Genomic DNA, 25,658 nt, shown 5'->3' with positions numbered 1-25,658 from the left:
CGCCCCGTGACGGATGGGGCCGCGTTCAATCGAACGGTTGAACGGATCGACGGCTTACGGGCGACGCGCGGCGGCCCCGGCCGAGGGCTCGCCCCCGAGGCCGCCGGACACCTCGCCGGACACCTCGCCGGTCACCTGGTCGCTCCGGGCACCGCCCTGAGCGACCGGGAGATCGAGGTCGTACGGCTGCTGGCGCTGGGCCGCAGCAACCGGGCCATCGCCGCCGCCCTCCATCTCACCGAGGCCACGGTCAAGACCCACCCGGTCCGTGTCTACCGCAAGCTCGGCACCGAGAACCGGGCGAGCACGGTCTCCGAGGCGGTCCGGCGGGGGCTCCTCGAACTGGGCCGAGGCTGCGGGGCCCGCTTCAGTGGGCGCCCATCGCCTCGAACTCCGTCCCGCACGGGCCCGCTCCCTCGCTCTCCGCGAGGGCCACGGGGGCGCCGCTCATCGTCAGCGTCTCGTAGTAGCGGCCGATGCGTTCGGCGGAGCGGCCCACGTAGTGGCCGATGAAGGACCGGCGGAAGCGGTCCGTGGTGCGGTTGGGCTGGGAGCCGTGGACCAGGCTGCCGTTGAAGAAGAGGACGTCGCCCGGGGCCATGTCGACGGGCACGGGAGTCAGGCCGGGCGGCGGTGCCACGTACTCCCGGGCAAAGGACACCTCCGAGTCCGCGACCTCCGGGCAGAACAGATCCATCCGATGCGTCCCGGGCACGACCTCCAGGCCGCCGTTGTCCCGGTCGATCACATCGCAGGCGATCCATGCGGCCACACAGGTCCCCGGCTCGACCCGCAGATAGAAGTTGTCCTGGTGCAGCGCCTGCCCCCGGGCCCCCGGCGGCTTGAAGTAGAACATGCTCTGCGCGGCCAGGACCTCCTCCCCGAGCAGCCCTTCGAGGATCTCCCGCAGCCGGGTGTCGAGGAGGACCCGCAGCGACAGGTCGTCGATGCGGTGCGGGTGCATCACCCGGGGGTGGGTGTCCAGCGGGTCGGCCGGTCCGTCCGCCGCGGGCCGTCGGGGCTGGAAGTGCCCCGGGATCGGGCCGCCCTCCCGCAGGGCGGTGAAACGGTCGCACAGCTCCTCGATCTCGGCGGGCGAGAACAGTCCCCGCACCACCAGACAGCCGTTCTCCTCGAACTCCGCCCTGCCCGTGACTGTCATCCGCGTGTCCCTTCCCACCGTCGTCCGACGTGCTCCACGCTAGGGCCGAGCGCCTTTCGGAAGGATGCCCGTGCGTGCTGACGACCTGCCTGGAACTGCTGCGCCCGCCGATCCGTCGCCGCCGCCGGGCCAGGTGATCATCGGACGCTTCGACCAGCGACCGCCCTACGCCGTGCACCGGCCGCGCGGCGCGGACAGCTGGCTGTTCACCTGGACCACGGGCGGCGCGGGACTGCTGCGGCAGGGCTCGGCGCGCACGGGGGCGGCCCCCGGGGACCTCGTGGTCCTCGGCCCGGGGGTGCCGCAGCACTACACCGTCGGGCCGGGCGCCGGGCACTGGGCGTTCTGGTGGGTGCACTGCCAGCCACGGGCGTCCTGGACGGCCTGGCTGCGCCCGTACGAGACCGGCGACCGGCTGTACGCCGTGCCGTCGGCCCCCGACGGCATCCGCGAACGCGTCGACGCGGCCTTCCGCCGGATGCTCGCCGACGCCCGCTGGTCAGGCGAGGGCCCACCGCCCGCCCCCGAGGCCGCCGGGCCGGGGGGCGAGCACACCGAGGTCGCTGTGGCGCACGGCACGGCGGCCCGCGAACTGGCCCTGTGCTCCCTGGAGGAGGCGGTGCTGCTCACCGCCGCCCGCTCCGAGCCGCGCCCCACCGGAGCGGACCCGAGGATCCGCAGGGCGGAGGATCTGATCGCCGCCGACCCCGGAGCCCCGCACACCGTCCGCTCTCTCGCCGAGTGCGTGGCCCTCTCCCCGTCCCGGTTCGCGCACCTCTTCACCGAGCAGCTGGGGCACTCCCCGATGCGCGCGCTGCGGCACGCCCGACTGCGCCACGCCGCCCGTCTCCTCGAGGCCACCGAACTGCCCGTGGAGCGCGTGGCCACCGCCTCCGGGTTCGGCAGCCCGTTCCACTTCAGCCGGGTGTTCCGGCAGCGCTACGGGGTGCCGCCGGGGGAGTACCGGCAGGGGCTGCGGGACGGCGGCTGAGGGAGCGCCTCGGCAGCGGGCGAGCGCGCTCCCGAGGTCGCCAAGGCGTACGTCCGTGAGCTGCGCGGGGTCGCCAAGGCGTACGTCCGTGAGCTGCGCGGGGTCGCCAAGGCGTACGTCCGTGAGCTGCGCGGGATCGTGATGGCGCTCGGCGTGCCGCCCGCACCGAGATCCGGGGGCACGCGGCCGTCCTGAGCAGTGGGGTGGGGATGATCATCCAGGAGACCCGGCACCTCCACGCGGCGCCGCTCAGCCCCCGAAGGCGAGCAGCGACAGCCACAGCGCCACCACCGAGGAGAGCAGCGCCGCCGGGACGGTGAGCAGGCCGAGGCGGGTGAACTCGCCCAGGTCCACGTCGTGCTCGTGCTGGTGGACGATGCGCCGCCACAGCAGGGTGGCCAGGGAACCGGCGTAGGTGAGGTTCGGGCCGATGTTGACGCCGAGGAGCACGGCGAGGACGGCGCCCGTGCCGAGCGGGGCGGCCAGGGGGATCAGCACCAGGACCGCCGGCAGGTTGTTGATGACGTTGGACAGGAGGGCGGCGAGGGCGGCCACACCGAGCAGGGCGAGCAGGCCGGTGCCGGACGGCATCACCCGCCCGAGGGCGTCGGCGAGGCCGTTGTCGACCACCGCGCGCACCACGATGCCCAGCGCCAGCACGAACGCGAGGAAGGGCAGCGAGACGGACCGCAGCAGTGCGACCGGGCCGGTGGTGCGGCGTACCAGCGCGCGGACCGACAGCACCACGGCCCCGGCCAGCGCGGCCCACACGGGCTCGATCCCGAGCACGGACGTCAGCACGAACCCGGCGAGTGTGCACACGACCGTGACCAGCGCGAACATCGGGAGCTCGGGTGCCTCGACCGGCTTCTTGGGCGCGGGCGTCACGGCGTCCAGGTCGGCCGCGAAGAACCTGCGGAAGATCACGTACTCGGCGGCCACGGCCACCGCCCACGGCGCCGCCATCAGCAGCGCGAACCGGGTGAAGGTCAGCCCGCTCGCCGTGAACGCCAGCAGGTTGGTCAGGTTGGAGACGGGCAGCAGCAGCGACGCCGTGTTCGACAGATGCGCGGTGGCGTACACATGTGGCTTGGGGCGGGCACCGAGCCGGGCCACGGTCGCGAACACCACGGGGGTGAGCAGGACGACCGTGGCGTCCAGGCTGAGCACCGCCGTGATGCCGGAGGCCAGCAGGAACGTCGAGCCCAGCAGGTGCCGGGGACGGCCCGCCGAGGCGCGGGCCATCCATGCCCCGCACGCCTGGAAGAGGCCCTCGTCGTCGCAGAGCTTGGCCAGCACGAGTACGGCGGCCAGGAAGCCGAGCACCGGGCCCAGGAGTTCGGCCTCGGCGCGGGCGTGGTCGAGGGAGACGGCACCCACGGCGACGGTGATGCCGGCGGCCGGGACCGCGACCACCGCCTCCGGCAGTCCGAACGGGCGGGCGACCGCGCAGCCGAGGACGACGACGAGCAGGACGACGGACAGGACCTCGGCGAGGGCGGTGTTCACGGCAGGGCTTTCGGGGCGTTCTTCGTGGGGGGAGGTCAGGGCGCGTGAGGGCGCGAAGACTGGTGCACCCTACAGCTGCCCGTCGACGCCCGGCGAACACGCGTGCGGCCCGCGGTGAGAGCCGGCTCACTGCGGCGACGTCGTGCTCACTCCTCCGACAACGCCAGATCCGCCCAGATCGTCTTGCCGTCCTCGGTGTGCCGGCTGCCCCAGCGCTGGGTCAGCTGGGCCACGAGCAGCAGACCGCGTCCGCCCTCGTCGAAGGTCTTGGCCCGGCGCAGATGCGGGGCGGTGCCGCTGCCGTCCGACACCTCGCAGATCAGGGTGGTGTCGTCGTGGATCAGACGCAGCTGGATGGGCGGGGCACCGTGCCGGATGGCGTTGGTGACCAGCTCGCTCACGACCAGCTCCGCCGTGAACGCCGACTCGCTGATCCCCCACAGCGCCATCTGCGTCAGCACGTACTGGCGGGTCCGGGCGACGAACGCGGGATCGGCGGGTATCGACCAGGTCGCCACCCGCTCCGCCCGGAGCCCTCGGGTGCGGGCCAGCAGCAGCGCCACGTCGTCGGGGGCGCCGTTCGCGGGGAGCAGGGACTGGACGACGTCCTGGCAGATGTCGTCGAGCGAGCCCTTGCGGCCGGACAGCGCCTCCGCCAGCAGCTCCTGACCGGCGTCGATGTCCCGGTCCCGGGTCTCGATCAGGCCGTCGGTGTAGAGGGCGATGACCGTGCCCTCGGGCAGTTCGAGCTCGGCGGACTCGAAGGGCAGTCCGCCGAGGCCCAGCGGCTGTCCCGACGGCACTTCCACCTCCATGGGCCGCCCGTCGGGATCCAGCACCACCGGCGGCGGATGCCCGGCACGGGCGAAGGTGCAGCGCCGGGTCACCGGGTCGTAGACGGCGTACAGACACGTGGCGCCCACCTCGCCGGTCACCCCCTCGCCGCCGGCCTCGGCGGACAGGCGTACGACGAGGTCGTCGAGGTGGGTGAGCAGTTCGTCGGGGGCGAGGTCGACGTCGGCGAGGGTGCGTACGGCGGTCCGCAGGCGGCCCATGGTGGCGGAGGCCTGGACGCCGTGTCCGACGACGTCGCCGACGACCATGGCGACCCGCATCCCGGACAGCGGGATGACGTCGAACCAGTCGCCGCCGACGCCGGCCTGGGCCGCCGGGAGGTAGCGGGAGGCGGCCTCCAGGGCGGGCATACGGGGGAGGGTCTGGGGGAGGAGGCTGCGCTGGAGGGCGAGGGCGGTCTCCCGTTCGCGGGAGTACCGGCGGGCGTTGTCGATGCAGACGGCGGCGCGGGCCGTGACCTCCTCGGCGAGGAGTTCGTCGTCGGCGGTGTACGGGTCGAGCCGCTTGAAGCGGGTCAGGACGGCCACGCCGAGGGTGGTGCCCCGGGCCCGGATCGGTACCGACATGGTGGTGTGGACACCCAGCTCCTTGACCCGCCGGCCGCGTTTCGGGTCCCAGGCGAGCCAGTCCGCGAGCGTGTTGGCGGGGTCCGTCGCCACGACCGTGTGCCCGACCGAGAGGGACGCCGCCTGTGGGGAGGTCGCCGGGTAGACATCGGTCCGGCCCACCTCGACCACCGCCTCGGGGCAGCCGGGGGTCACCGACTGGTGGGCGGCGCGGCGCAGGGTGAAGGGTGCGGAGAGGGGGCCCTCGTGCGGTTCGTCGCCGTGGTCGAGGGACTGCATGAGGTCGACGCTGACGAAGTCGGCGAGGACCGGGACGCACACATCGGCCAGCTCCTGGGCGGTGCGCCGCACGTCGAGGGTGGTGCCGATGCGGATGCTCGCCTCGTTCACCAGCTGCAGCCGCTGCCGCGCCAGGTACTGCTCGGTGATGTCGTGCCCGGTGACGCAGACCCCGATCGGCACCCCGGTCTCGTCCATGAGCGGGGCGATCGCCGCCGACCAGGCGTGGGCACGGTTCTCGTCGGCGGCCCGCAGGAAGGTCTGCACGTCCTTGCGGCGGCCCAGGGCCAGCGCCTCGCGCAGCTGCTCCTCCAGCTTCTCGCCCTGGCGTCCGCCGATGATCTCGGAGATGTGCAGGCCCCGGAGGTTCTCCTCGGGCATTCCCACGGCGTCCGCCATCACGTCGTTGATGCCGCGCAGCCTGAGGCGGTCGTCGAAGACGGCCATGGCGCACGGCGACTGGACCATGACGGCCGCCGTGAGCGGATCGTCGCGCACCAGCGGGCCGGGATCGTCCAGTGGACAGAGAACCAGCCAGCTGCCGCCGCCGTCGGCGTACTTCAGGCCCCGGTGGTGGGCGAGCAGCCACGCGGTCACCGTGCGGCCGTCGCGGTGACGCAGCGCGAGCGTCCCGTTCCAGCTGCGGCTGCCCGGCGGGGGCGGCAGGAAGGAGCGCCCGGGGGCCAGCAGCTCCTCGGCGGGGCGGCCCACGACCTCCGTCGCGTCCCAGCCCAGCAGACGTCTGGCGCCCTCGTTCCACTCGACGATCGTGCCGTCGCCGTCCATGGCCGCCCGCGCCGTGGCGGCACCGTCCAAAGCATACGCAGGGGTGTCACCGTGCGTAACCTTGCGGCTCCTCATCGTCGCGAGTTCCATTCCGCCGGACCGAACGGGCTTACGGGCGAATTCCAGCCTATGCGCTCCGCCGGAAAAGCGGATGGGAAACCGTACCTCCGAGCGATTCGCTGAACCGGTGTTCGGTAAGTGGGGCGAGGGGCCCTTGACGACCCGTGGGACGGGTCGTCAGATTTTGTTCGGTCACGATCGCATGTGATGGCTTGTGGGGTCTTGCGCTCCACGGCTCCCCGGAACGTCCACCCGCACGTTCGACGAAGGGAACATCATGACCGTCACCCGCAGATCCTTACTCGTCGCGGGCACCTCCGCCCCGATGGCGGGAGCACTGGCGGGCACCGCGGCCGCGGCCCCCCGGTCGAGACCCGCCTCCACCCGCCGCACCGTCCCGCTCCGGGACGGCTGGCGTTTCGCCCTGGTCAATCCCGGTGGCATCACCGACCCGACCGGCGAGTACGCCGACGCCGCCCGCCCCGGGTTCGACGACTCCGCCTGGCGGCGGGTCGCCGTCCCCCATGACTGGTCCATCGAACTCGCCCCGACCACGGAACACGGCACCACCAGCGGCACCGGTTTCTTCCCCGGCGGCCTCGGCTGGTACCGCACCAGCTTCACCCTGCCGCCCTCCCTCGCCGACAAGCGGATCTCGGTCGAGTTCGACGGCGTCTACATGGACTCCCACATCCACTGCAACGGCACCGAGGTCGGCCGCCACCCCTACGGCTACACCGGCTTCGCCTTCGACCTCACCGATCTGCTGCACACCGACGGCACCACCGAGAACGTCATCGCGGTCAAGGTGCAGAACCGCCTGCCCAGCAGCCGCTGGTACTCGGGCAGCGGCATCTACCGCGAGGCCCGACTGGTCGTCACCGACCCCGTGCACGTGGCGCGCTGGGGCACGTACGTCACCACGCCGGACATCACCGACAAGCGCGCCCTGGTCCGCGTCCGTACCTCCGTCGTGAACGCCTCCGGCGGCACGGCCGACGTCGAGGTCGTCTCCCGGGTCGTCGACGGCGGTGGCCGGACGGTCGCCCGTACGTCCTCCACGGTCGCCGTCACCGACACCGCGACCGAGACCCACGAACTGGCCGTCCGCGAGCCGAGGCTGTGGGACTTCGCGGACCCGCACCGCTACACCCTCACCACCGAACTGCGCGTCGGCGGCAGGACCACCGACACCCACCGCACCCCGTTCGGCATCCGCACCTTCCGCTTCGACCCCGACGAGGGCTTCCACCTCAACGGCACCCCGCACAAGATCAAGGGCGTCGACCTCCACCACGACCTGGGCGCGCTCGGCGCCGCCGTCAGCGCCGACGCGATCCGCCGGCAGATGACGATCATGAAGTCGATGGGGGTCAACGCCTTCCGCACCTCCCACAACCCGCCCTCGCCCGAGATGATCGAGGTCTGCGAGGACCTCGGCATCGTGATGACGGTGGAGGCCTTCGACTGCTGGCGCAGCCCCAAGACCCGCTACGACTACGGCCGTTTCTTCGACGAGTGGGCCGACCGGGACGTCACCGAGATGGTGCTCGCGGCCCGCAACTCGCCCGCAGTCCTCATGTGGTCGATCGGCAACGAGGTCTCCGAGTTCACCTCCACCTCCGGCCTCGCCATGGCCGACCGCCTGATCGCCGCCGTCAAGGCCTCCGACGACACCCGCCCGGTCGTCATCGGCTCCCACCGCCACCGCGGCGTCCCCGCACCCGGCACCCCGGGCGATCTGATCCTCGCCAAGCTCGACGGCCTGGGCCTCAACTACAACACCGCCAAGTCGGTGGACGCCCTGCACGCCCGCTACCCGCACCTGTTCCTCTTCGAGTCGGAGTCGTCCTCGGAGACCTCCACGAGAGGCGTCTACCAGGAGCCCGAGCGCCTCAACACCGGCGAGAACCACACGCCCGGCAAGCGGGGCGTCTCCTCCTACGACAACAACCTCGCCTCCTGGACCATGAGCGGCGAGTACGGCCACAAGAAGGACCGCGACCGGAAGTGGTTCGCCGGGCAGTTCCTCTGGTCGGGCATCGACTACATCGGCGAGCCCACGCCGTACGACGTCTTCCCGGTGAAGGCGTCCTTCTTCGGCGCGGTCGACACGGCCGGCTTCCCGAAGGACATGTACCACCTCTTCCGGAGCCAGTGGACCAGCGAGCCCATGGTCCATCTGCTGCCGATGACCTGGAACCACGACAGGGGCGCCACCGTCGAGGTGTGGGTCTACTCCAACGTCGCCACCGTCGAGCTGTTCCTCAACGGAAAGTCCCTCGGGACGAGGAGGTTCGACGAGAAGAAGACCCTCGACGGGCGGACCTACCTGGAGACCACCGAGCCCACCGGCGACGACAAGACCTTCACCGACGGCCCGTACCCGGGCAGCTACACCAGCCCCAACGGCAGCGCGGGCAAACTCCACCTCACCTGGAAGGTGCCGTACACCCCCGGCGAGTTGAAGGCGGTGGCACGGCGCGACGGCAGGGTCGTCGCCACCGATGTCCTGCGCACGGCCGGTGAGCCGCACGCCGTACGGCTCACCGCCGACCGCGCATCCATGAGGGCGGACGGGCGTTCGCTGGCCTTCGTCACCGCGGAGATCGTCGACGCCCGGGGCGTGGTGGTCCCCGACGCCGAGCACCTGATCACCTTCGACGTGCGGGGAGGTTCCCTCGCGGGCGTCGACAACGGCCGGGAGGAGAGCGCCGAGCGCTACCAGGCATCCACCCGGACCGCCTTCGGCGGCAAGGCGCTCGCGATCGTACGGTCGGGCGTCGAGGCGGGCGCGGTGCGCGTGACGGCACGGGTGAAGGGGCTGCGCACCGGGAAGGTGAGCGTGCGCGCCACGGCGGCGCGCGACAGGTCGACGACCCCGGCCGCCGCGTTCGAGCCCGAGCACCCGGCCGCCGTCACCTACCCCCACGCCGACGCCAGTTATTCCGGTCGCCCCGACACCCTGCCCGCCGCCGTGCTCGACGGCGATCCCGCCACCGGCTGGTCCAACGCCTTCCACAAGGCGGCCACCGCCCTGCTGCCCGCGTTCGGCGGGGCCCGGCCCGAGGACTGGGTCTCGGTCGACTGGGGGCGGCCCGGGACGGTCGACCGGGTCGAGGTCTCCTTCACCGTCGACGCGGGGCACACCCTGCCCGAGACCGTCGGGGTCGAGGTGTGGGACGGCGGACGGTACGTCCCCGTGCGGGGCGCGAAGACCGACTGGGCCGCCGTCTCCGACGCCCCCACGGCGATCACGTTCACCCCGGTGCGCGGCTCCCGCGTCCGCCTCACGCTGACGAGCCGTCATCCGGGCGAGGCGCGCGGCGCGATGCGGATCAGCAGGCTTGACGTTCTCGCGGTCTGACCGCGAGGCGCCGGGAGGCCGGGAGGCCGGGAGGAGCCCTTCAGGTCCGGACGGGAAAACCAGTCCCGTCCGGACCGTTGACGGGCTGTCATGTCTCTAACAGCATGGCCAACGTCCGCATCTGGGAGCGCTCCCACGCCTTGTCCCGCCCACCCTCCACCCCGCACCACCCGTCACCGACTGCGCCCCCACCTCCTCCGAGGAGCCCAGACGTGAAACGACACAGAACGACCCTGCTCGCCCTGACGACCCTCCTCGCGGCCGCGCTCACCGCGCTGCCCGCCGACCCGGCTCAGGCCGAGGAGGTCGAACAGGTCAAGAACGGCGCCTTCGACACCACCACCGCGCCCTGGTGGACGACCGGCAACGTCACCGCCGGCCTCACCGACGGCCGCCTCTGCGCCGAGATCCCCGGCGGTACCACCAACCGCTGGGACGCCGCCGTCGGCCAGAACGACATCACCCTGGTCAAGGGCGAGTCGTACCGCTTCAGCTTCTCCGCCTCCGGCACGCCCCAGGGCAACGTCCTGCGGGCCATCGTCGGCCTGTCGGTGGCCCCGTACGACACCTACTTCGAGGTCAGCCCGCAACTGAACGTCTCGGGCGACTCCTACACGTACACCTTCACCTCGCCCGTCGACACCACCCAGGGCCAGGTGGGCTTCCAGGTCGGCGGCAACGCGGACCCGTTCACGTTCTGCATGGACGACGTGTCGCTGCTCGGCGGGGTGCCGCCGGAGGTGTACGAGCCGGACACCGGGCCCCGGGTGCGGGTCAACCAGGTGGCGTACCTGCCCGCCGGGCCCAAGAACGCCACCCTGGTGACCGACGCGACGGCGCGGCTGCCCTGGCAGTTGAAGAACGCCTCGGGGGCCGTGGTCGCCCACGGGCGGAGCACCCCGCGCGGTCTCGACGCCTCCTCCGGGCAGCACGTCCACTCGATCGACTTCGGCGCCTACCGGGTGCGTGGCACCGGCTTCACCCTGGCCGTCGACGGCGAGACCAGCCGCCCCTTCGACATCGACCCGGCCGCCTACGAACGCCTCCGCCTGGACTCGCTGAAGTACTACTACACCCAGCGCAGCGGCACCCCGATCGACGACGACCTGCGCCCCGGCTACGGCCGCGCCGCCGGCCATGTCGACGTGGCACCCAACCAGGGCGACGGGAACGTGCCCTGCCAGCCCGGCGTCTGCGACTACCGGCTCGACGTCACCGGCGGCTGGTACGACGCGGGCGACCACGGCAAGTACGTCGTCAACGGCGGCATCTCCACCTGGGAGGTGCTGAGCACCTACGAACGCGCGCTGCACGCCCGCACCGGGAAGGCCGGAAAGCTCGGCGACGGCTCGCTGAACATTCCCGAGAGCGGCAACAAGGTGCCCGACCTGCTGGACGAGGTCCGCTGGGAGCTGGACTTCCTGCTGAAGATGCAGGTGCCGCAGGGCGAGCCGCTGGCGGGCATGGCCCACCACAAGATCCATGACGAGCAGTGGACCGGCCTGCCGCTGATGCCCGCCGACGACCCGCAGAAGCGCGAACTGCACCCGCCGAGCACGGCGGCCACCCTGAACCTGGCGGCGACGGCCGCCCAGGCGGCCCGCCTCTACCGCCCCCACGACCGCGCCTTCGCCGCGAAGGCCCTCACCGCGGCCCGCACGGCGTGGGCGGCGGCCCTGGAACACCCGGCCGTGTACGCCTCCGAGAGCGACGGCATCGGCGGGGGCACCTACTCCGACAACAACGTCACCGACGAGTTCTACTGGGCGGCCGCCCAGTTGTACCTGACCACCGGTGAGAAGGCCTTCGAGGACCATGTCCTCGCCTCACCCGTGCACACCGCCGACATCTTCGGACCCATCGGCTTCGACTGGGCCCGCACGGCCGCCGCCGGCCGCCTCGACCTCGCGACCGTGCCGAACAAGCTGCCCGGCCGCGACAAGGTCCGCCAGTCCGTGGTCAAGGCCGCCGACCGCTACCTGGCCACCCTGAAGGCCCACCCGTACGGCATGCCGTACGCGCCCGACAACAACCTCTACGACTGGGGCTCCAACCACCAGATCCTCAACAACGCGGTCGTCGTCGCCACGGCCTACGACATCAGCGGGGCCTCCAAGTACCGTGAGGGCGCGCTCCAGAGCATGGACTACCTCTTCGGCCGTAACGCCCTCAACATCTCCTACGTCACCGGCTACGGCGAGGTCGACGCCCGCAACCAGCACAGCCGCTGGTACGCCCACCAGCTCGACCCGGACCAGCCCAACCCCCCGAGGGGCACCCTCGCGGGCGGCCCGAACTCGAGCATCCAGGACCCCTACGCGCAGAGCAAACTCCAGGGCTGCGTCGGCCAGTTCTGCTACATCGACGACATCCAGTCCTGGTCGACCAACGAACACACGATCAACTGGAACGCGGCGCTGGCACGCATGGCGTCGTTCGTCGCGGACCAGAGCTGACACCCCACCGGGCACGCGTGCGGCCGACGTCCTCCGGGACGTCGGCCGCCGTGTCTGTCGGGGACCAGCCGCCACCACGCTTCGGTACCGCTCTCCATCATGTCCGACCTGCGATTATTTACGGGTAAGTACCCTCGCGGTACCGTTGGCGCATGCCAGCTCTGAATGTGGAGTTCAGCGACCGCGAGCTCGAGGATCTGCGGCAGATGGCCAAGGAGCGCGGTACGTCGATGAAGGCGCTCGTGCGCGAGGCCGCCGCGGCCGACATCGTGCGGCACCGGGCGCTGAAGGAGGGCGCGGAGGCCTTCCGGGAGTTCTTCACCGCGCACGCCGACGAGTTCGCCGCCGCCTTCCCGGACGACGAACCCGCCGCCAAGACGGAGGGGCGGGCCGTCTGACCGATGGCTCCCGTGATCCACATCGACGTGCCCTGGCTGCTCCAGCGACACGAAGAGGTCATGCCCGAGCAGCCCACTGTCAACGACTTCTCGGCACTCGTCGCCGCCGTGGCCCGGCACCGTGTCGACCCGCCGCGCCTCGGGGTCGACTCCGACCCGGCCTGGCGGGCCGCGGCGCTGCTGCACACCCTCGCCCTGCTCAAGCCCCTGCCGGCCGCCAACGCCCGTTTCGCCTGCGCGACGGCCGTGGCGTACATGTTCGTCAGCGGTGTCGGCATCGATCCGCCGTACGGGGCCCTCGTGGATCTCGCGCGCGACCTGATCTCCGGGAAGACCGACGTCTACGGGGCGGCGGACCGGCTGCGGTCCTGGCAGATCTGAGCGGGCCGGAGAGTCCGGAGCCTCCGGGAGCGAGTGGAGGTGTTCCCCCGGGGCCGCCGACCGAGGGCGGGAGGATCAAGGTCGGCGGCCGTTTCGCGCGGGAGAGCCGCCGTTCCGCGCGGGGCCTTCCGAGGTGGCCGGCTTCAGTGAACACCGAACCGTCGGCGCGCCGGGAGCGTGCGCGGGCCACCGTGGTGTGCGTGCGATTCACACGGGGTGCTTGAAGCCTTGAGCATTATGGAACCGGAGTGGTTCGTTCTGCGAAGCGGAAGGATTCGTACCGGTCATCTGACCTGCTTTTAGTGATGCGGATGTTGCACAAGTGCCTTGTTAGTCATGAGTAACTTGTGCAAGGGTGAACTTCCTGCGCAGGGGCAATGGCCCGGCCGGAAAGGCCATTTGGCTTTCCCGGTCGCCGAAGGGCCCAAAAGGCTCACGGAAGGCGGCCATCGTGCGGCTCCGTCCCCGGCCGCTTTCCCGGCGCCCGCCAAAAAGGTACGCACCAATCCAGGGCCCTTTTCGGCGGCCACAACTCCGTGTGCCATCTTGTGCCTTGGAAGGAACCCGCTCTGTGCACACCCCCCACCCTCCCCGCCCCACGTTTCCGCCCGCCCCCGGGCCGGTGCCCGGAGAGTCCGACGAGACTCTCGCCGCCCGGCTGAGGGGCTGGCCGGAGGGCGGTACCGGCGATCCCGTCGCCCTGTTGATGGCACGGCACTGGCAGCCGACCCACGACTACGCGGTCATCTGCCTCGCCACCCAGTCTCAGGTCGCCTCGATGGTCACCGCGACCGCCTTCCACCGTGTGCTCGACGGGCTGATGCGGGGCGAGTCGGGTGTCGCCCTGCGGCCCCGGCTGCTGGTGGCCGCGCGCGACACCGTCAAGGAGTGGTCCGCGGAAGGGGGCGTCTCCGGCGTGCTGCCGGATCTGCGCAAGCCCGCCGGCGGGCGCGGTATGCGGGCGGCGAAGTCGATGACGCCCGAAAACCGCAAGCTCATCGAGCGCTCATTCCAGGCCCTCCCGGCGGTGGCCCAGTGCCTGCTGTGGCACACCGAAGTAGAAGCCGAAACGATAACCATACCCACGGGTCTACTCGGGCTGGACACCGACAGCGCGGTCGCCACCCTGGAGCAGGCACGGGACAAATTCCGTGAGGGCTGCGTCCGGGCCCATCGGGAACTGGCGCCGTCCAAGGATTGCCGCTTCTACAACCGACTGCTGGACGTGCCCATTCGCCGCGGCGGCGCTCTGCTGCCGGACGTCCAGCAGCATCTGCTGGAGTGCCGCTACTGCCGTTACGCGGCCGAGCAACTCAGCCATTTCGAGGGCGGACTGGGCGGGGTCATCGCCGAAGCCGTCCTCGGCTGGGGCGCCCGGCGCTATCTCGACTCCCGGCCCGGCCGGATGCCGCAGAAGGGCGCGTCGAGACGTCCCGGGAGCGGCGGCCGGCACCGTCTGCTCTCCCAGATCCCGGCGCAGCGTCGCCGGATCACCTCCGGAGCGCGCAACCCCCGCGCCCTGCTCACCGTCGGCGTCTCCTCGGGCGCCCTGATCGCGGCGATCCTGGGCGCCGCGTTCCTCTCGGACGACGGCAGCGGCGCCGACCCCGCCGCCTCCACCAGCGCCACCGGGGGCGTCGCCACGGCGCCGGACACCGGCAACGAGGCCACCAGCGACAGTGCTTCGCCGACTCCGCCGGCCTCTGCCGGACGTCCCACGGCACCCCAGCAGACCCGGCTGCGCAACCAGGCCGCCGACCTGTGCCTCGACATCGCGGGCGGCAAGGCCGTGAAGGGCGCCTCGACCGAACTCGCGGTGTGCGACTCCGCCTGGACCCAGAAGTGGTCCTACGAGGAGGACGGTCTGCTGCGCAGTGTCGCCAACCCCGAGCTGTGCCTGGACTCCCAGGTGGACGCCGGCGTCGTCGTCCTCGGCGGCTGCGCGGACGAGCACTCCAAGCGGGGCGACGACGTCCGCTACGACTTCACCGTCCAGGGCGAGTTGCTGCCCAGGTGGGGCGAGGGGCTCGCCATGGCCCCCATCGGCACGGAGCCCAAGGAGGACGTCGTCGTCAAGGTCCGGGACAGTTCCACCAAGCAACGCTGGCTCACCGACGGGGTGACCGCCAGCCCCGAGTCCCTCTCGGTCTCCGGCTCGGAGGCGCCCACGCCCGAGACCGAGCCGGTCTCCGAGGAACCGGAGGCCGAGGACGCGACCTCGGCCCCGGATCCGGAGAAGTCCGCCACCCCGTCGCCATTCGCCACGCCGGAGGCCGAGGCGGAACAGGGTGGGTCGGTCCTGTCGGTGCGTGAGGACGGGGATGCCGGGGGTTCGGAGCCGGTTCCGCCGCTGACGCCGGTGACGTCCGTGGATGTCCCGGCCCTCTTGACGGGGCTAGGCCTGTAGGAGGTCGTGGTCCGGGTGCGGGTGGGTGGGGGCTGGTCGCGCGGTTCCCCGCGCCCCTGAAAGCGACAGGCCCTGCGGGCCTGAAGAAAGCCGGGGCGCAGCCCCGCTTCTCTCAGGGGCGCGGGGAACCGCGCGGGAACCGCGTCAGGCACCCCCGACCAGGCTGCCGGCATCCACGGTCCCCGGCCCCCGATGTCCGGACAACGCCAACGTGAGATCCAACTCGGCGAGCAGACACCGAATGACATGCTCCACCCCCGCCTGCCCGTCGAGCGCCAGCCCGTACACATACGGCCGCCCCAGCAGCACGGCGGCCGCCCCGAGCGCCAACGCCTTGAAGACGTCGTCGCCCGTACGCACACCGCTGTCGAAGAGCACCGTCAGCCGATCACCCACGGCCCGGACCACCCCCGGCAGCGCGTCCGCCGCCCCGACAGCTCCCGCCACCTGCCGCCCCCCGTGGTTGGAGACGACCACCCCGTCCATCCCCGCGTCCGCGGCGAGCCGCGCGTCGTCGGGGTGCAGCACGCCCTTCAACACGATCGGCCCGTCCCAGTGTTCACGCAGGAACGCGAGGTCGGGCCACGTCTTCCCGGGGTCGCCGAACATCCCCGCGAAATGCAGCACGGCCGCGTTCGGATCCTCGTGGACCGGTTTGGCGAGTCCCGCTCGGAACGCCGGGTCGGAGAAGTAGTTGGCGGTGCCGACGCCGTGCAGGAACGGCAGATACGCCCGCTCCAGATCGCGGGGCCGCCAACCGAGCAACGGTGTGTCGAGGGTGACGACGAGCACGGAGTACCCGGCGGCCTTCGCCCGCTGCAGGAAGCTCCGGGTGACCTCACGGTCCTTCGCCCAGTACAGCTGGAACCAGCGTTCCGCGTCGCCCATGGCTTCCGCGACCTGCTCCAAGGGCGTGCTGGACGCCGAAGACAGGATGTACGGCACGCCCTGCGCGGCGGCCGCCCGCGCCGCAGCCGGCTCCGCCTCCGGGTGCACGATCGACAGTACGCCGACCGGGGCGAGCGCCACCGGCGCCGGCAGCGCACGGCCCAACACCTCCACGGACAGGTCTCGTTCGCCCACGTCCCGCAGCAGCCGGGGCACGATCCGGTGCCGCTCCAGGGCCTCCCGGTTGGCGCGGGCCGTGCTGCCGTTCCCCGCGCTGCCCGCCACGTAGCCGACCGGACCGGCACCGAGCCGGTGCTCGGCCAGCTCCTCCAGCCGGGTCAGGTCCATGGGCAGCCGGGGCACGGCCCCGCCCATCCCACCCAGGTAGATCTCGTACTGGAAGTCCGCCCAGTGCTTCGCCATCCGTCCGCCCTGCCCCTCACCGTAGACAACGCCTCGCGTCCGACAACGCCTCGTGTCGCCGACGATCCTGACGAGCCGCAGGGGCGCCGTCCACCTTCCGAGCGCCTCGCGGACGAGGAGGCTTCGGCGTGGACCGGCGTGGACCGGCGTGGACCGGAGAGGCGGAGCTTCGGGCGAGGTGACGGTACGGGTGCGTGCCGACCGGTGACCAGAGGGCGCTTCGTCCATTCTTCGCAGGCCCGATGGATGAATCGTCCGCCATCTCCGGTCGCTTCGGGGGCCGTTCGGGCGGTTGTCGCGGGCCGAAGCGGAATGTTTCAGGCCGATTGCCCAGCGGTGGAGATCCGGCCATTCATGATCATGGGGCGATCGAGAACCGCCCAGAATCGGGGTTTGCATGTTCGAATTCCGTGACTTCTAGCCACTGATTCAATACTCAAAGTTACCGAAACCTGTGGGTTCGATGTGTGTTCCGGCCTGGGACCCGGCAGACTCGCGCTCGCCGAACCGGCACCGTCCGGGCCGGCTTCGTACACGCGACCGATGTGACGGGGCCGTCCGGGCACTCCTGCAGAGCGGAAGGATGCACACCATGCCGAAGACCGCGCGCCTGGCAGCGACTCTCACCCTGACGGCCGCCGCCGTCTGCGGTCCCCTCGCGGGGCCCGCGCTCGCGGCCCCCGAGCCCGCCGCGAAGGGGCTCTACGCCCCGTCGGCCCTGGTGCTGACCGTGGGCCACGGCGAGACCTCGGCCACCGTCACCCCCGAGCGCGCTGTCACCCTGAGCTGTGCGCCGAGGCCCGCCGGCACCCATCCGGCACCCGCCGACGCCTGTGCCGAACTCCGCGACAGCGGTGGTGATTTCGAGGCCCTGAGCCGCAGCGCCGGGGCGATGTGCACCAAGCAGTTCGACCCGGTGATCGTCACCGTGCACGGTGTCTGGCAGGGCAAGCGCGTCGCGTACGAGCGCACCTTCGCCAACGAGTGTGTGAAGGACTCCGCCGCGAGCGTGCTGTACGCCTTCTGAACCTCCCGTACGACACGGTCGCCCGACGGCGGCCGTAGGACCGGGGTTGCGTGGCCCCGTGAGTGATGAGCGAGGGCCCGTGGCTGGGGAGCGCGAGCCCTGTCGCGGTGCGTCACGCGATCCCCGTCCGGGGGCCGGCCGAAGCGGAGTGGGGCCGCGGGCCGGCCCCCGGCATCATGCCGGGGTCCGGTGGGTCACTCGGTGGTGACGGTCCAGCGGCCGACCTCCTGGTGGCCGGAGTCGTACAGGGTCTGCCCGTCCCCGGGGCTGATCTCGCAGTGCCTGAGGTTGCCGCCCCAGTAGCGCAGGATGCGCTCCAACTCCTGGACGGTGGTGCCCTCGTCCCAGTCCGTGCTGTCCAGGTCGACTTCGAGAAGGAACTTCACTTCGCGCGTCTCCACTTCTGTGTCCCTCTGATTCCGCGCCGGTGTCCGCCGGAACGGTGTGTGCCTGCCGCAGGTCCTTCAATCGTTTCATTGAAGTGCTACTTGAGACTTGGCCGTTGTGGAGGAGGGGGCGGGGGAGACGCGGGCGGGACGCCCGGTAGCGGCGGGAAACGGCCCAGCAGGCCGGCGGCGCGCAGCAACCGGTGTATCCGGGGCTGGTCGGAGACGAGACGGAGTCGCCCGCCGCGTGACCTGGCCGTGGCCTCCGCTCTGCACAGCACGCGCAGCCCCGAGCAGTCGAAGAAGGCGACGTGGCGCAGGTCGACGAGCACGTCCGGCTGGGCCGCCCCGGTGGCGGCGGCCGTCAGATGCTCGGCCAGGGACCCCGCCGACGCCATGTCGATCTCGCCCGAGACCTCGACGACGACGAAGGGGCCGATCCGGCGGGTGCGGGCGTACGGGTTGGCCGCCACCGACCCCGACTCCGGCCCGGATCCGGACTCTGGGGCCGTGCCCTCGGGGCGAGGGGCGGCGCGGTCATGGGCATCCGGAGTCATGGCGGCTCCACCTTTGTCAGGGGTAGGGCGCATTGGATCCGATTAGCTACCCCGGCGCGGAGCAGGCCATCCCTTTCGCGCCCCGCACAAGATCTACGACACTCGAAAAGGTGAATTGCCGCCCCGTGTATTGACTTTTGGGAGGGTGTCGTCGCCGAGGCCAGGGGCCCTAGTCGTGGTGGGACTCCTCCTGGGCCCGCTCGTTGGGCGTGATCGCGTCGCCCGCCTCGCCGCGGTGACGACGGTGCCTCTCGGAGTCGGTGACGTCCGTCTCGGCCCGCTCCGCCTCGTGCAGGACCTCGTCGAGGGCGGTGTCGGGCCTGTCTTCCCCGCTGGGCCCGCCGCGTCGGTCGTGACGGTGGTGCTTGTCGTGCTGGTCGTCCGGGCTCCGCTTGTCGTGGTGGGTCATGAGGGTGCTCCTTCCTGTGAGCTGAGCTGAGCTGAGCTGAGCTGAGCTGAGGTGCGGTGAGGTCGGTCGGAGTGAGGTGAGTGGGAGTGAGGCAGGCTCGGCCGGGTCGGGTCAGCGGGCCGGTGCCGCGATTCGCAGAGGGACCGCGCCCGGTGTGCCCGAACCGGCCGACCCGGTGGCCTCGACGTCCCGGGACACCTCCGCCCACCACGCCGGACCGTCCTCGATGTGCCGCAGCAGGACGCCCTCGCGGATAGCCCAGGGGCAGATCGTCACGCTCTTCAGGCCGGTGAGCTTCATCGTGGTGTGCCCTACCAGCGCCCCGGCGAGGCTCTGTGTCGCCCGGGGTGCGGAAATGCCCGGCAGGGCGGCCCGCTGGGCCGCGGGCAGGGCGGCGAGACGGGTGACGGCTTCGCCGAGGTCCGCGCACCGCAACTCCCGTTCCACGAAAGGCCCGTGGCGGCCCGGCGCGGATCCGCACAGCCGGGAGAGCTGCTGGAAGGTGCGCGAGGTGGCCACGGCCGTGCGCGGCCCCTCCCAGCGGATGCGCGCCGAGACGTCCCGGAGTTGATGACGGACCTTGCGGCGCAGCGCCTTGATGCTGTCCGGCGACGGCGGGTCCTGCCCGTGGAAGAACTCGTGCGTCAGCCGGTTCGCGCCCAGCGGCAGCGAGGCCACGAAGTCCGGCAACCGTCCCCGCCCGAAGGCCACCTCCAGCGAGCCGCCGCCGATGTCCAGCATCGCCAGCGGCCCCGACCGCCAGCCCATCCACCGTCGCGCCCCGAGGAAGGTGAGCTCGGCCTCCACCTCGCCGGGCAGCGTGCAGATCGGCACGCCGGTCTCCGCGCGCACGGTGCGCAGCACCTCCCGGCAGTTCGGCGCGGACCGCACCACGGCGGTCGCGAACGCCAGCGGCGTCGCCGCCCCCCATCTCTCCGCCGTACGGGCCGCCGCCGTGACCGCCTGGCACAACCGCCGTACGGCTTCGTCGGGCACATCACCCCCGGGTGGTACCTGCTCGGACAACCGCAGGCGCCACTTGGCGGTGTGCACCGGCAGCGGCACACCCCCCTCGGCGTCCGCCACCACGAGCCGTACGGTGTTCGATCCCACATCCACCACGCTCATCCGCATGACCTCCGAAGTACCCGGTAGTCGCCTCAACACGCGTGTCCCGTACGGCTACCGGGGGCACACCGTCGCATCCAGGCCGACCGCGCGCCGCGGGGTGCCACCCCGCAGAAGGGTCGCGATCCGAACCCCTGATCGGAATGATCAGGCTTATTGCATATGATGCGCAGGTGCAGCACTACGACATCAGGGTGGCAGGGCCCGAGGACCTCGACGGCGCGCGGACGGTGATGCTCGACACCGTCTACCGGGACTTCGGCACGGGCTATGTGCCGCGCTGGCACGGCGACATCATCGATCTCCGGGGCGCGTACGTCGCCCCGGAGCGCCATGTGCTCCTGGTGGCGGTCGACGAGCGGGACGGCGCGGTCGTCGCCACGGGCGCGCTGGACTCCCGGGGTCCCGCCCATCCGCCCAACCCCCGTTGGCTGGCTGAACGTTACCCCTCCGGGGAGACCGCCCAGCTGCGCCGCGTGTACGTCCACGCCGAGCATCGGCGGCGCGGGCTGGCCCGGCGGCTGGTCGCCGCGCTGCTGGACTTCGCGGCGGCCGACGGTGGTTACCGCTCCGTGTACCTGCACACCGACCCCGGGGTGCCCGGCGCCGAGGACTTCTGGCGTTCGCAGGGTGTGGCCGTGTGCGACGAGCGCGAGACGACCGGGGAACGGGTGGTGCACTTCGAGGTCCCGGTGCCCGTGGCCGCGACCCCTTCGCCGGTTAGATGAAAATCATTCTCATGTAGTCTGCGTTCGCGCTCCGCCCCGCCGCCCGTCCCCCACAGAGAACCAAGGACCATGCGCTCTCCCCGCCGCCGTCGCGCCGTCGCCGGCCTGCTCCTCGCCCCCCTGCTGACCGGTTGCTTCGCCTCGGGCGGGGGGACGACCGACGACGCCTCCGGCGACGGCTCCCGGCTGCGGGTGGCCCTCGCCTTCCCGCCCGCCGAGAACCTCTCGCCGTACGGCGCCGACGCCACCCTCCTCAGCCGGCTCGGCGTCACCGAAGGACTCACCAAACTGGACGCCAACGGCGTCGCGGCCCCCGCGCTCGCCGAGTCCTGGACCCGTGAGAACGACCGGAACTGGCTCTTCACCCTGCGTGAGGCCACCTTCCAGGACGGCACCGAGCTCACCCCTGCCGCCGTCGCCGCGGCCCTCACCCGGGCCACCGAGGCCGAGCCGGTCACCGCCGCGCTCTCCGGCACCGCGCTCACGGCGAAGGCCGACGGCGACCGCCGGGTGCGCGTCACCACCGAGGAACCGGACCCCGCCCTGCCGTTGCGGCTCAGCAGCCCCGGCTTCGCGATCCTGTCCGCCAAGGCCTACCGCGCCGAGCGCGTGAACCCGGTCGGCACGGCCACGGGCCCCTTCGAGATCACCGAGGTCACGGGCACCACCGGGGCCACCCTGGACCGCTTCGACGCGTACTGGGACGGTCGTGCCCAGGCGAGCGGCATCGACGCCAGGTTCATCGCCGACGGCTCCGCCCGCACCAACGCGCTGCGCACCGGCCAGGTCGACCTGGCCGAGGCCGTCCCCGTGTCGCAGGCCGCCACCCTCGACAAGGGCACCCGCCGCGAGACGGCCACCACCCGCACCACCAGCCTTCTCCTCAACACGGAGTCCGGCGCCTTCAAGGACCCGAAGCTACGGGCCGCCGCCCGCGAGGCCGTCGACGGCTCCGTCCTCGCCCAGGACGTCTACGAGGGCCACGCTGACGCCGGCGTCGGCCTCTTCGGCCCCGCCGTGACCTGGGCCGCCGGCAAGCGCGTCGAACCGGCCGGCCGCGCCGAGGCCGCCGACCCCGACGGCACCTCCGTGACCATCGCCACGTACGACAACCGTCCCGAACTGCCCGAGGTCGCCCAGGTGCTGCAACAGCAGCTCAGGGAGGCCGGGTTCGAGGTGAAACTGGAGGTCCGCGAGTACTCGCGGCTGGAGAGCGACGCCCTCGCCGGCAAGTTCGACGCGTTCGTCGGGGCCCGCAACTCCCTGCTCGACACCGGCGACCCCGTCTCCATCCTGGCCAGCGACTTCACCTGCGACGGCAGCTACAACCTCGCCCTGCTCTGCGACAAGAAGGTCGACCGGGCCGTCGCCGCCGCCGAGAAGGAAGCCGACACCGCGAAGCGGCAGCAGGCGGCCATGAACGCCGAGGCCGCGATCCTCGCCACCGACGCGGCCGTCCCGCTCGTCCACCAGCGGATCATCACCGGCGTCGGCGACTCGGTGCGGGGCGTGATCCTCGACCCGTACGAGCGCACGCTGGTCGGAACGGGGACCCGGCGCTGATACGGGCACTCTGGCGGGCCCTGCTCGCCGCCGGTCTGCTGTGCGGCATCGGCCTGCTGCCGTGGCTGTCGCGCACCGACCCGGCGCTCACCGTCCTCAAGGCACGCTCGGCCGAACGCGACCCGACGCCCGAGGTCCTGGCGGCCGTACGCGACGAACTCGGCCTCGACGCGGGCCCCTTGAGACTCCTGGGGGAGTGGTTCGGCGGCCTGGCGCGCGGAGACGCGGGCCGGTCATGGATCTCCGGCGCCGAGGTCACCCCGTCCGTCGTCCAGGCCCTCGGTGTCTCCCTGCTGCTGATGACCGCCGCGCTCGTCGTCGCGGCGGCCACGGCCGCGGCGGTCTGCGCCCGCACCCTGTGGCTCGGCGCGCACCGCCGCCTCGACGACCGCCGAGGCGGCGGCAGCGGTGCCGCGATGCTCGCCGCGCTGCCCGAGTTCCTCACCGCCTCCGTCCTCGCCGTCGTCGTCGGGGTCCACCTCGGCTGGCTGCCCGCGCTCGGCTGGTACGGGCCGCAGTGGACGGTGCTGCCCGCCCTCGCCCTGGGCCTGCCCGCCGGCGCCCTGCTCGGCCGGATGCTCGGCGACCTGCTGCCCGGCGCCTTCGCCGAACCCTGGGCGCTGGCCGCCGCCGCACGAGGCATACCCGGGCGGGCCACCGCCCGCCACGCCGTACGCCGCTGCATACCCGGACTGCTGCCGAACCTGGGCCTGTTCGTGGTCGGCCTCACCGGCGGTGCCGTCACCGTCGAGCAGGTCTTCGACATCCCCGGCCTCGGCCGCACCACCCTCCAGGTCGCCCTCGCCCAGGACCTCCCCGTCCTCCAGGCCGGCACCCTCGCCCTCGTCCTGCTGGCCGCCGGCGTCGGCGCTCTCGCCCGCCTCGCCGCCCGCCTCCTCATCGGCACCGCCCTCCGCGACGGCGCGCTCCACTCCCTGCACCGCCCCGTGCCACCGGCCCCGAGCCGCGCCCCCCTGCTGCACGGCGCCCTCCTGCTGACGGTCGTCGCACTCGGTCTGGCCCGCGACCCACTGGCCCTCGACACCGGGGCCCGGCTCCAACCCCCGTCCTGGTCCCACCCGTTGGGCACCGACGCACTCGGACGCGATCTCCTCGCCCGCATCGGTCACGGCGCCTTCACCACCCTCGCCCTGGCCGTCGCGATCAGCGCCGCCGCGCTGCTGACGGGCGTGCTGCTCGGGCTGCTGCCCCGCTTCTCCGGGCCCCTCGTCGACACCGTCAACGCCGTGCCCGCGGTCCTCGCGGGTCTCCTCGTCGCCGGCGTGGCGGGCGGCGGAGCGGCGACACCCGCGCTGGCCGTGGCCGCCGTCGCCTGGGTACCGCTGGCCGCGCACACCACGGCCCTGCTCGAACAGGAGCGGGCCACGACCCACATCACGGCCACGAAGGGGCTGGGCGCGGACGACGCGTATCTGCTCCGCCGCGAACTGCTGCCCGCCGTGCTGCCCCCCGTCGCCCGCCACGCCCTCCTGCGGCTGCCCGGCGTGGCCCTCGCCCTGACCTCCCTGGGCTTCCTCGGCCTCGGCGCGCAGCCGCCGGACCCGGAATGGGGCCTCCTCCTCGCCGAGAACCAGCCCTACGCCGAACGCGCCCCCTGGGCCGTCCTCGCCCCCGCCGCCGCGCTCGCCCTCCTCGGCGCGCTCGCGGTGACGGCGGCGGGCGGGGTGCGGTGGCCGCGCCGTCCGCCCGCCGGGGCCGTACGCCGACCTGAGCCCACCGCCGCCCCCACCGTCGGAGAGACCGGATGACCGAGCCCGAACACCACCCGCCGGCGACGCCCGCGGGGCGAACGACCGGAGAGAGGACGAAGAGGGAGGAAGGAACACGCGAGGCGGCCGACGGCGCGGCCGCCAAGGTGTCGCGGCGCGGTACGTGGGCGAGGCTCAACCCCCTCCTGCGGCTGCTGATCCTCACCCAACTCGCCTTCAACGTCGGCTTCTTCGCGGTGCTGCCGTTCCTCGCCGAGCACCTCGGCACGGCGATCGGCATGGCCGGCTGGATGGTCGGCTTCGTGCTCGGACTGCGCACCTTCAGTCAGCAGGGGCTGTTCGTGGTCGGCGGTGCGCTGGCCGACCGGTACGGCGTACGGCCCGTGGTGCTGGCCGGGTGCGTACTGCGGATCGCCGGGTTCGCGTGGCTCGGGTACGCGGACGAGGACTGGTCCGTCATCGGGTCGGTCCTGCTGATCGGTTTCGCCGCCGCGCTGTTCTCCCCGGCCGTCGAGTCCGAAGTGGCCCGGCAGGCGGTGGTGTGGGAGGAGTCGGGCGGCGGGCCCCGTACGAGCGTGCTCGCGCTGTTCACGGTGGCGGGGCAGGCCGGGGCCTTCGTCGGACCGCTCATCGGGGCGTTGCTGCTGGCCGTCGACTACCAGGTGGTCTGCCTCGCGGGCGCCGGGGTCTTCGTCCTCGTTCTCGCCGGGCATTTCCTGCTGCTGCCGCAGCACATTCCGGGGCGGGCGCGGGTCGAGGTGCGCGGCGGCCTCGGCGGGCTGCTGCGCAACCGGCGGTTCCTGGCGCTGTGCTGCGCGTACGGCGCCTACCTGCTGGCCTACAACCAGCTGTATCTGCTCCTTCCCGACGAGGTGGAGCGGGCCACGGGATCGCAGGCGGCGCTGGCCTGGCTGTTCGGGCTGTCGTCGCTGCTGGTCGTGGCGGCGCAGCTGCCGGTGACGCGGTGGGCGGCCGGTCGGCTCGACCTGCGGCGGTCCATGGCGGGTGGGCTGCTTCTGATAGCCGCCGGGTTCGGGGTGGTGGGCGGGGCCCGGCCCGCCGAGTGGACCGGGAACGCGGGGCTGTTGCCCGCCGCCGGGTTCGTGGTGCTGCTGACGCTGGGGCAGATGCTGGTGGCTCCGGCGGCTCGTGCCTGGGTGCCCGACCTCGCCGCCGAGGGCCGGCTCGGCCTCTACACCGGGGCGATGTCCTCCGTCTCCGGCCTGATCGTCCTGGTCGGGAGCGCGGGCACGGGCTCCCTGCTGGACACGGGGTTGCCCGCCGCCGTGCCCTGGCTGGTGCCCGCCGCGATCACGCTCGCCGCGATCACGCTGATCCCGCGCGGCGTGGTGCGGGCGTGAGCGGAGCCAGGGCACGGTCCGTCACCGGCCGACTCGCACGGCCCCGCCACCCGGACCGGCTCTGTGTCACGGTGGGCACCAGCAGCTGACGGCATCGCAGCAAGGCGGCGGAGGCGGCGCAGGCACCTGGTGGGGCGGGTAGGGGGTGGCTGGAGGAGAATCCGGAGCCGTGCATGTCGACACCAAGGTCAGCAGAAAGATGATCGCCGCCAGAAATTCAACGAAGATGATGAAATTGCGC

At 72.3% G+C, this 25,658-nt stretch carries 19 protein-coding genes and 2 pseudogenes; 13 read left to right on the top strand and 8 right to left on the bottom strand.

Features of this window, described 5'->3' with window-relative positions:
- Positions 1–78: 78 nt before the first annotated feature.
- Positions 79–348 (top strand): annotated as a pseudogene (locus K1J60_RS46825) (LuxR C-terminal-related transcriptional regulator); the annotation flags it as partial.
- A 19-nt stretch (positions 349–367) separates the two neighbouring features.
- On the opposite strand, the gene K1J60_RS02540 reads toward K1J60_RS46825, so the two are convergent.
- Complete coding sequence (locus tag K1J60_RS02540) at positions 368–1,162, bottom strand: phytanoyl-CoA dioxygenase family protein (protein ID WP_220644700.1); 795 nt, start codon at positions 1,160–1,162, stop codon at positions 368–370.
- 64 nt (positions 1,163–1,226) lie between these two features.
- On the opposite strand from K1J60_RS02540, the gene K1J60_RS02535 reads away from it, so the two are divergent.
- Both K1J60_RS02535 and K1J60_RS47035 read left to right on the top strand, forming a co-directional pair.
- Positions 1,227–2,153, top strand: coding sequence for a helix-turn-helix domain-containing protein (locus K1J60_RS02535; protein WP_220644699.1), 927 nt, complete (start codon positions 1,227–1,229; stop codon positions 2,151–2,153).
- 15 nt (positions 2,154–2,168) lie between these two features.
- Positions 2,169–2,392 (top strand): annotated as a pseudogene (locus K1J60_RS47035) (Asp-tRNA(Asn)/Glu-tRNA(Gln) amidotransferase subunit GatB); the annotation flags it as partial.
- A gap of 10 nt (positions 2,393–2,402) precedes the next feature.
- On the opposite strand, the gene K1J60_RS02530 reads toward K1J60_RS47035, so the two are convergent.
- Positions 2,403–3,662 (bottom strand): SLC13 family permease, encoded by a 1,260-nt coding sequence (locus tag K1J60_RS02530; protein ID WP_220644698.1) that lies wholly within the window; start codon positions 3,660–3,662, stop codon positions 2,403–2,405.
- 146 nt (positions 3,663–3,808) lie between these two features.
- Entirely contained in the window at positions 3,809–6,223 is a 2,415-nt protein-coding gene (locus tag K1J60_RS02525) for a SpoIIE family protein phosphatase (protein ID WP_220651236.1), read from the bottom strand.
- 262 nt (positions 6,224–6,485) lie between these two features.
- Between K1J60_RS02525 and K1J60_RS02520 the strand changes: the two genes are divergently transcribed.
- From K1J60_RS02520 to K1J60_RS02500, 5 genes are all read left to right on the top strand, one after another.
- The gene (locus K1J60_RS02520; protein WP_220644697.1) at positions 6,486–9,575 is read left to right on the top strand and encodes a glycoside hydrolase family 2 TIM barrel-domain containing protein; all 3,090 of its coding nucleotides are present in this window, start codon (positions 6,486–6,488) and stop codon (positions 9,573–9,575) included.
- A 212-nt stretch (positions 9,576–9,787) separates the two neighbouring features.
- Positions 9,788–12,031: a glycoside hydrolase family 9 protein gene (locus tag K1J60_RS02515; protein WP_220644696.1), complete on the top strand. Its 2,244-nt coding sequence runs from the start codon at positions 9,788–9,790 to the stop codon at positions 12,029–12,031.
- Positions 12,032–12,183: 152 nt separating this feature from the next.
- The gene (locus tag K1J60_RS02510) at positions 12,184–12,429 is read left to right on the top strand and encodes a hypothetical protein (protein ID WP_220644695.1); all 246 of its coding nucleotides are present in this window, start codon (positions 12,184–12,186) and stop codon (positions 12,427–12,429) included.
- A 3-nt stretch (positions 12,430–12,432) separates the two neighbouring features.
- The gene (locus K1J60_RS02505; RefSeq protein ID WP_033528576.1) at positions 12,433–12,810 is read left to right on the top strand and encodes a toxin Doc; all 378 of its coding nucleotides are present in this window, start codon (positions 12,433–12,435) and stop codon (positions 12,808–12,810) included.
- Positions 12,811–13,381: 571 nt separating this feature from the next.
- Positions 13,382–15,217, top strand: coding sequence for an RICIN domain-containing protein (locus tag K1J60_RS02500; protein WP_220644694.1), 1,836 nt, complete (start codon positions 13,382–13,384; stop codon positions 15,215–15,217).
- Positions 15,218–15,361: 144 nt separating this feature from the next.
- Here K1J60_RS02500 and K1J60_RS02495 read toward each other — a convergent pair whose 3' ends face one another.
- Complete coding sequence (locus K1J60_RS02495; RefSeq protein WP_220644693.1) at positions 15,362–16,528, bottom strand: alpha-hydroxy-acid oxidizing protein; 1,167 nt, start codon at positions 16,526–16,528, stop codon at positions 15,362–15,364.
- 592 nt (positions 16,529–17,120) lie between these two features.
- Between K1J60_RS02495 and K1J60_RS02490 the strand changes: the two genes are divergently transcribed.
- A complete protein-coding gene (locus K1J60_RS02490; protein ID WP_220644692.1) occupies positions 17,121–17,555 on the top strand; it encodes a protease inhibitor in 435 nt (144 codons plus the stop codon).
- 194 nt (positions 17,556–17,749) lie between these two features.
- Here the strand turns inward: K1J60_RS02490 and K1J60_RS02485 are convergent, their stop codons facing one another.
- The 4 genes from K1J60_RS02485 to K1J60_RS02470 all read right to left on the bottom strand — a co-directional run bounded on the left by K1J60_RS02485 (position 17,750) and on the right by K1J60_RS02470 (position 20,041).
- On the bottom strand, positions 17,750–17,941 hold the full coding sequence (locus tag K1J60_RS02485; protein WP_220651235.1) for a hypothetical protein: 192 nt from the start codon (positions 17,939–17,941) through the stop codon (positions 17,750–17,752).
- 98 nt (positions 17,942–18,039) lie between these two features.
- The gene (locus tag K1J60_RS02480) at positions 18,040–18,498 is read right to left on the bottom strand and encodes an STAS domain-containing protein (protein WP_220644691.1); all 459 of its coding nucleotides are present in this window, start codon (positions 18,496–18,498) and stop codon (positions 18,040–18,042) included.
- 169 nt (positions 18,499–18,667) lie between these two features.
- Positions 18,668–18,907 (bottom strand): hypothetical protein, encoded by a 240-nt coding sequence (locus K1J60_RS02475; protein WP_220651996.1) that lies wholly within the window; start codon positions 18,905–18,907, stop codon positions 18,668–18,670.
- 111 nt (positions 18,908–19,018) lie between these two features.
- Positions 19,019–20,041 carry a Ppx/GppA phosphatase family protein gene (locus K1J60_RS02470; protein WP_220644690.1) on the bottom strand — a complete coding sequence of 341 codons (1,023 nt, stop codon included), beginning with the start codon at positions 20,039–20,041 and terminating at the stop codon, positions 19,019–19,021.
- Between the two features lie 167 nt (positions 20,042–20,208).
- Between K1J60_RS02470 and K1J60_RS02465 the strand changes: the two genes are divergently transcribed.
- The 4 genes from K1J60_RS02465 (at position 20,209) to K1J60_RS02450 (ending at position 25,417) form a co-directional block, all read left to right on the top strand.
- A complete protein-coding gene (locus K1J60_RS02465; RefSeq protein ID WP_259407525.1) occupies positions 20,209–20,763 on the top strand; it encodes a GNAT family N-acetyltransferase in 555 nt (184 codons plus the stop codon).
- Positions 20,764–20,832: 69 nt separating this feature from the next.
- The gene (locus K1J60_RS02460) at positions 20,833–22,326 is read left to right on the top strand and encodes an ABC transporter substrate-binding protein (RefSeq protein ID WP_220644688.1); all 1,494 of its coding nucleotides are present in this window, start codon (positions 20,833–20,835) and stop codon (positions 22,324–22,326) included.
- A gap of 299 nt (positions 22,327–22,625) precedes the next feature.
- Positions 22,626–24,095, top strand: coding sequence for an ABC transporter permease subunit (locus tag K1J60_RS02455; RefSeq protein WP_220651234.1), 1,470 nt, complete (start codon positions 22,626–22,628; stop codon positions 24,093–24,095).
- On the top strand, positions 24,092–25,417 hold the full coding sequence (locus K1J60_RS02450; RefSeq protein ID WP_220644687.1) for an MDR family MFS transporter: 1,326 nt from the start codon (positions 24,092–24,094) through the stop codon (positions 25,415–25,417). The genes K1J60_RS02455 and K1J60_RS02450 overlap by 4 nt, the downstream gene beginning before the upstream one ends.
- Positions 25,418–25,658: the final 241 nt, after the last annotated feature.

Origin of the sequence: Streptomyces akebiae, from assembly GCF_019599145.1 — a bacterium.
GTDB classification, from domain to species: Bacteria; Actinomycetota; Actinomycetes; order Streptomycetales; family Streptomycetaceae; genus Streptomyces; species Streptomyces akebiae.
This window is presented reverse-complemented; position numbering and strand designations above follow the sequence as displayed.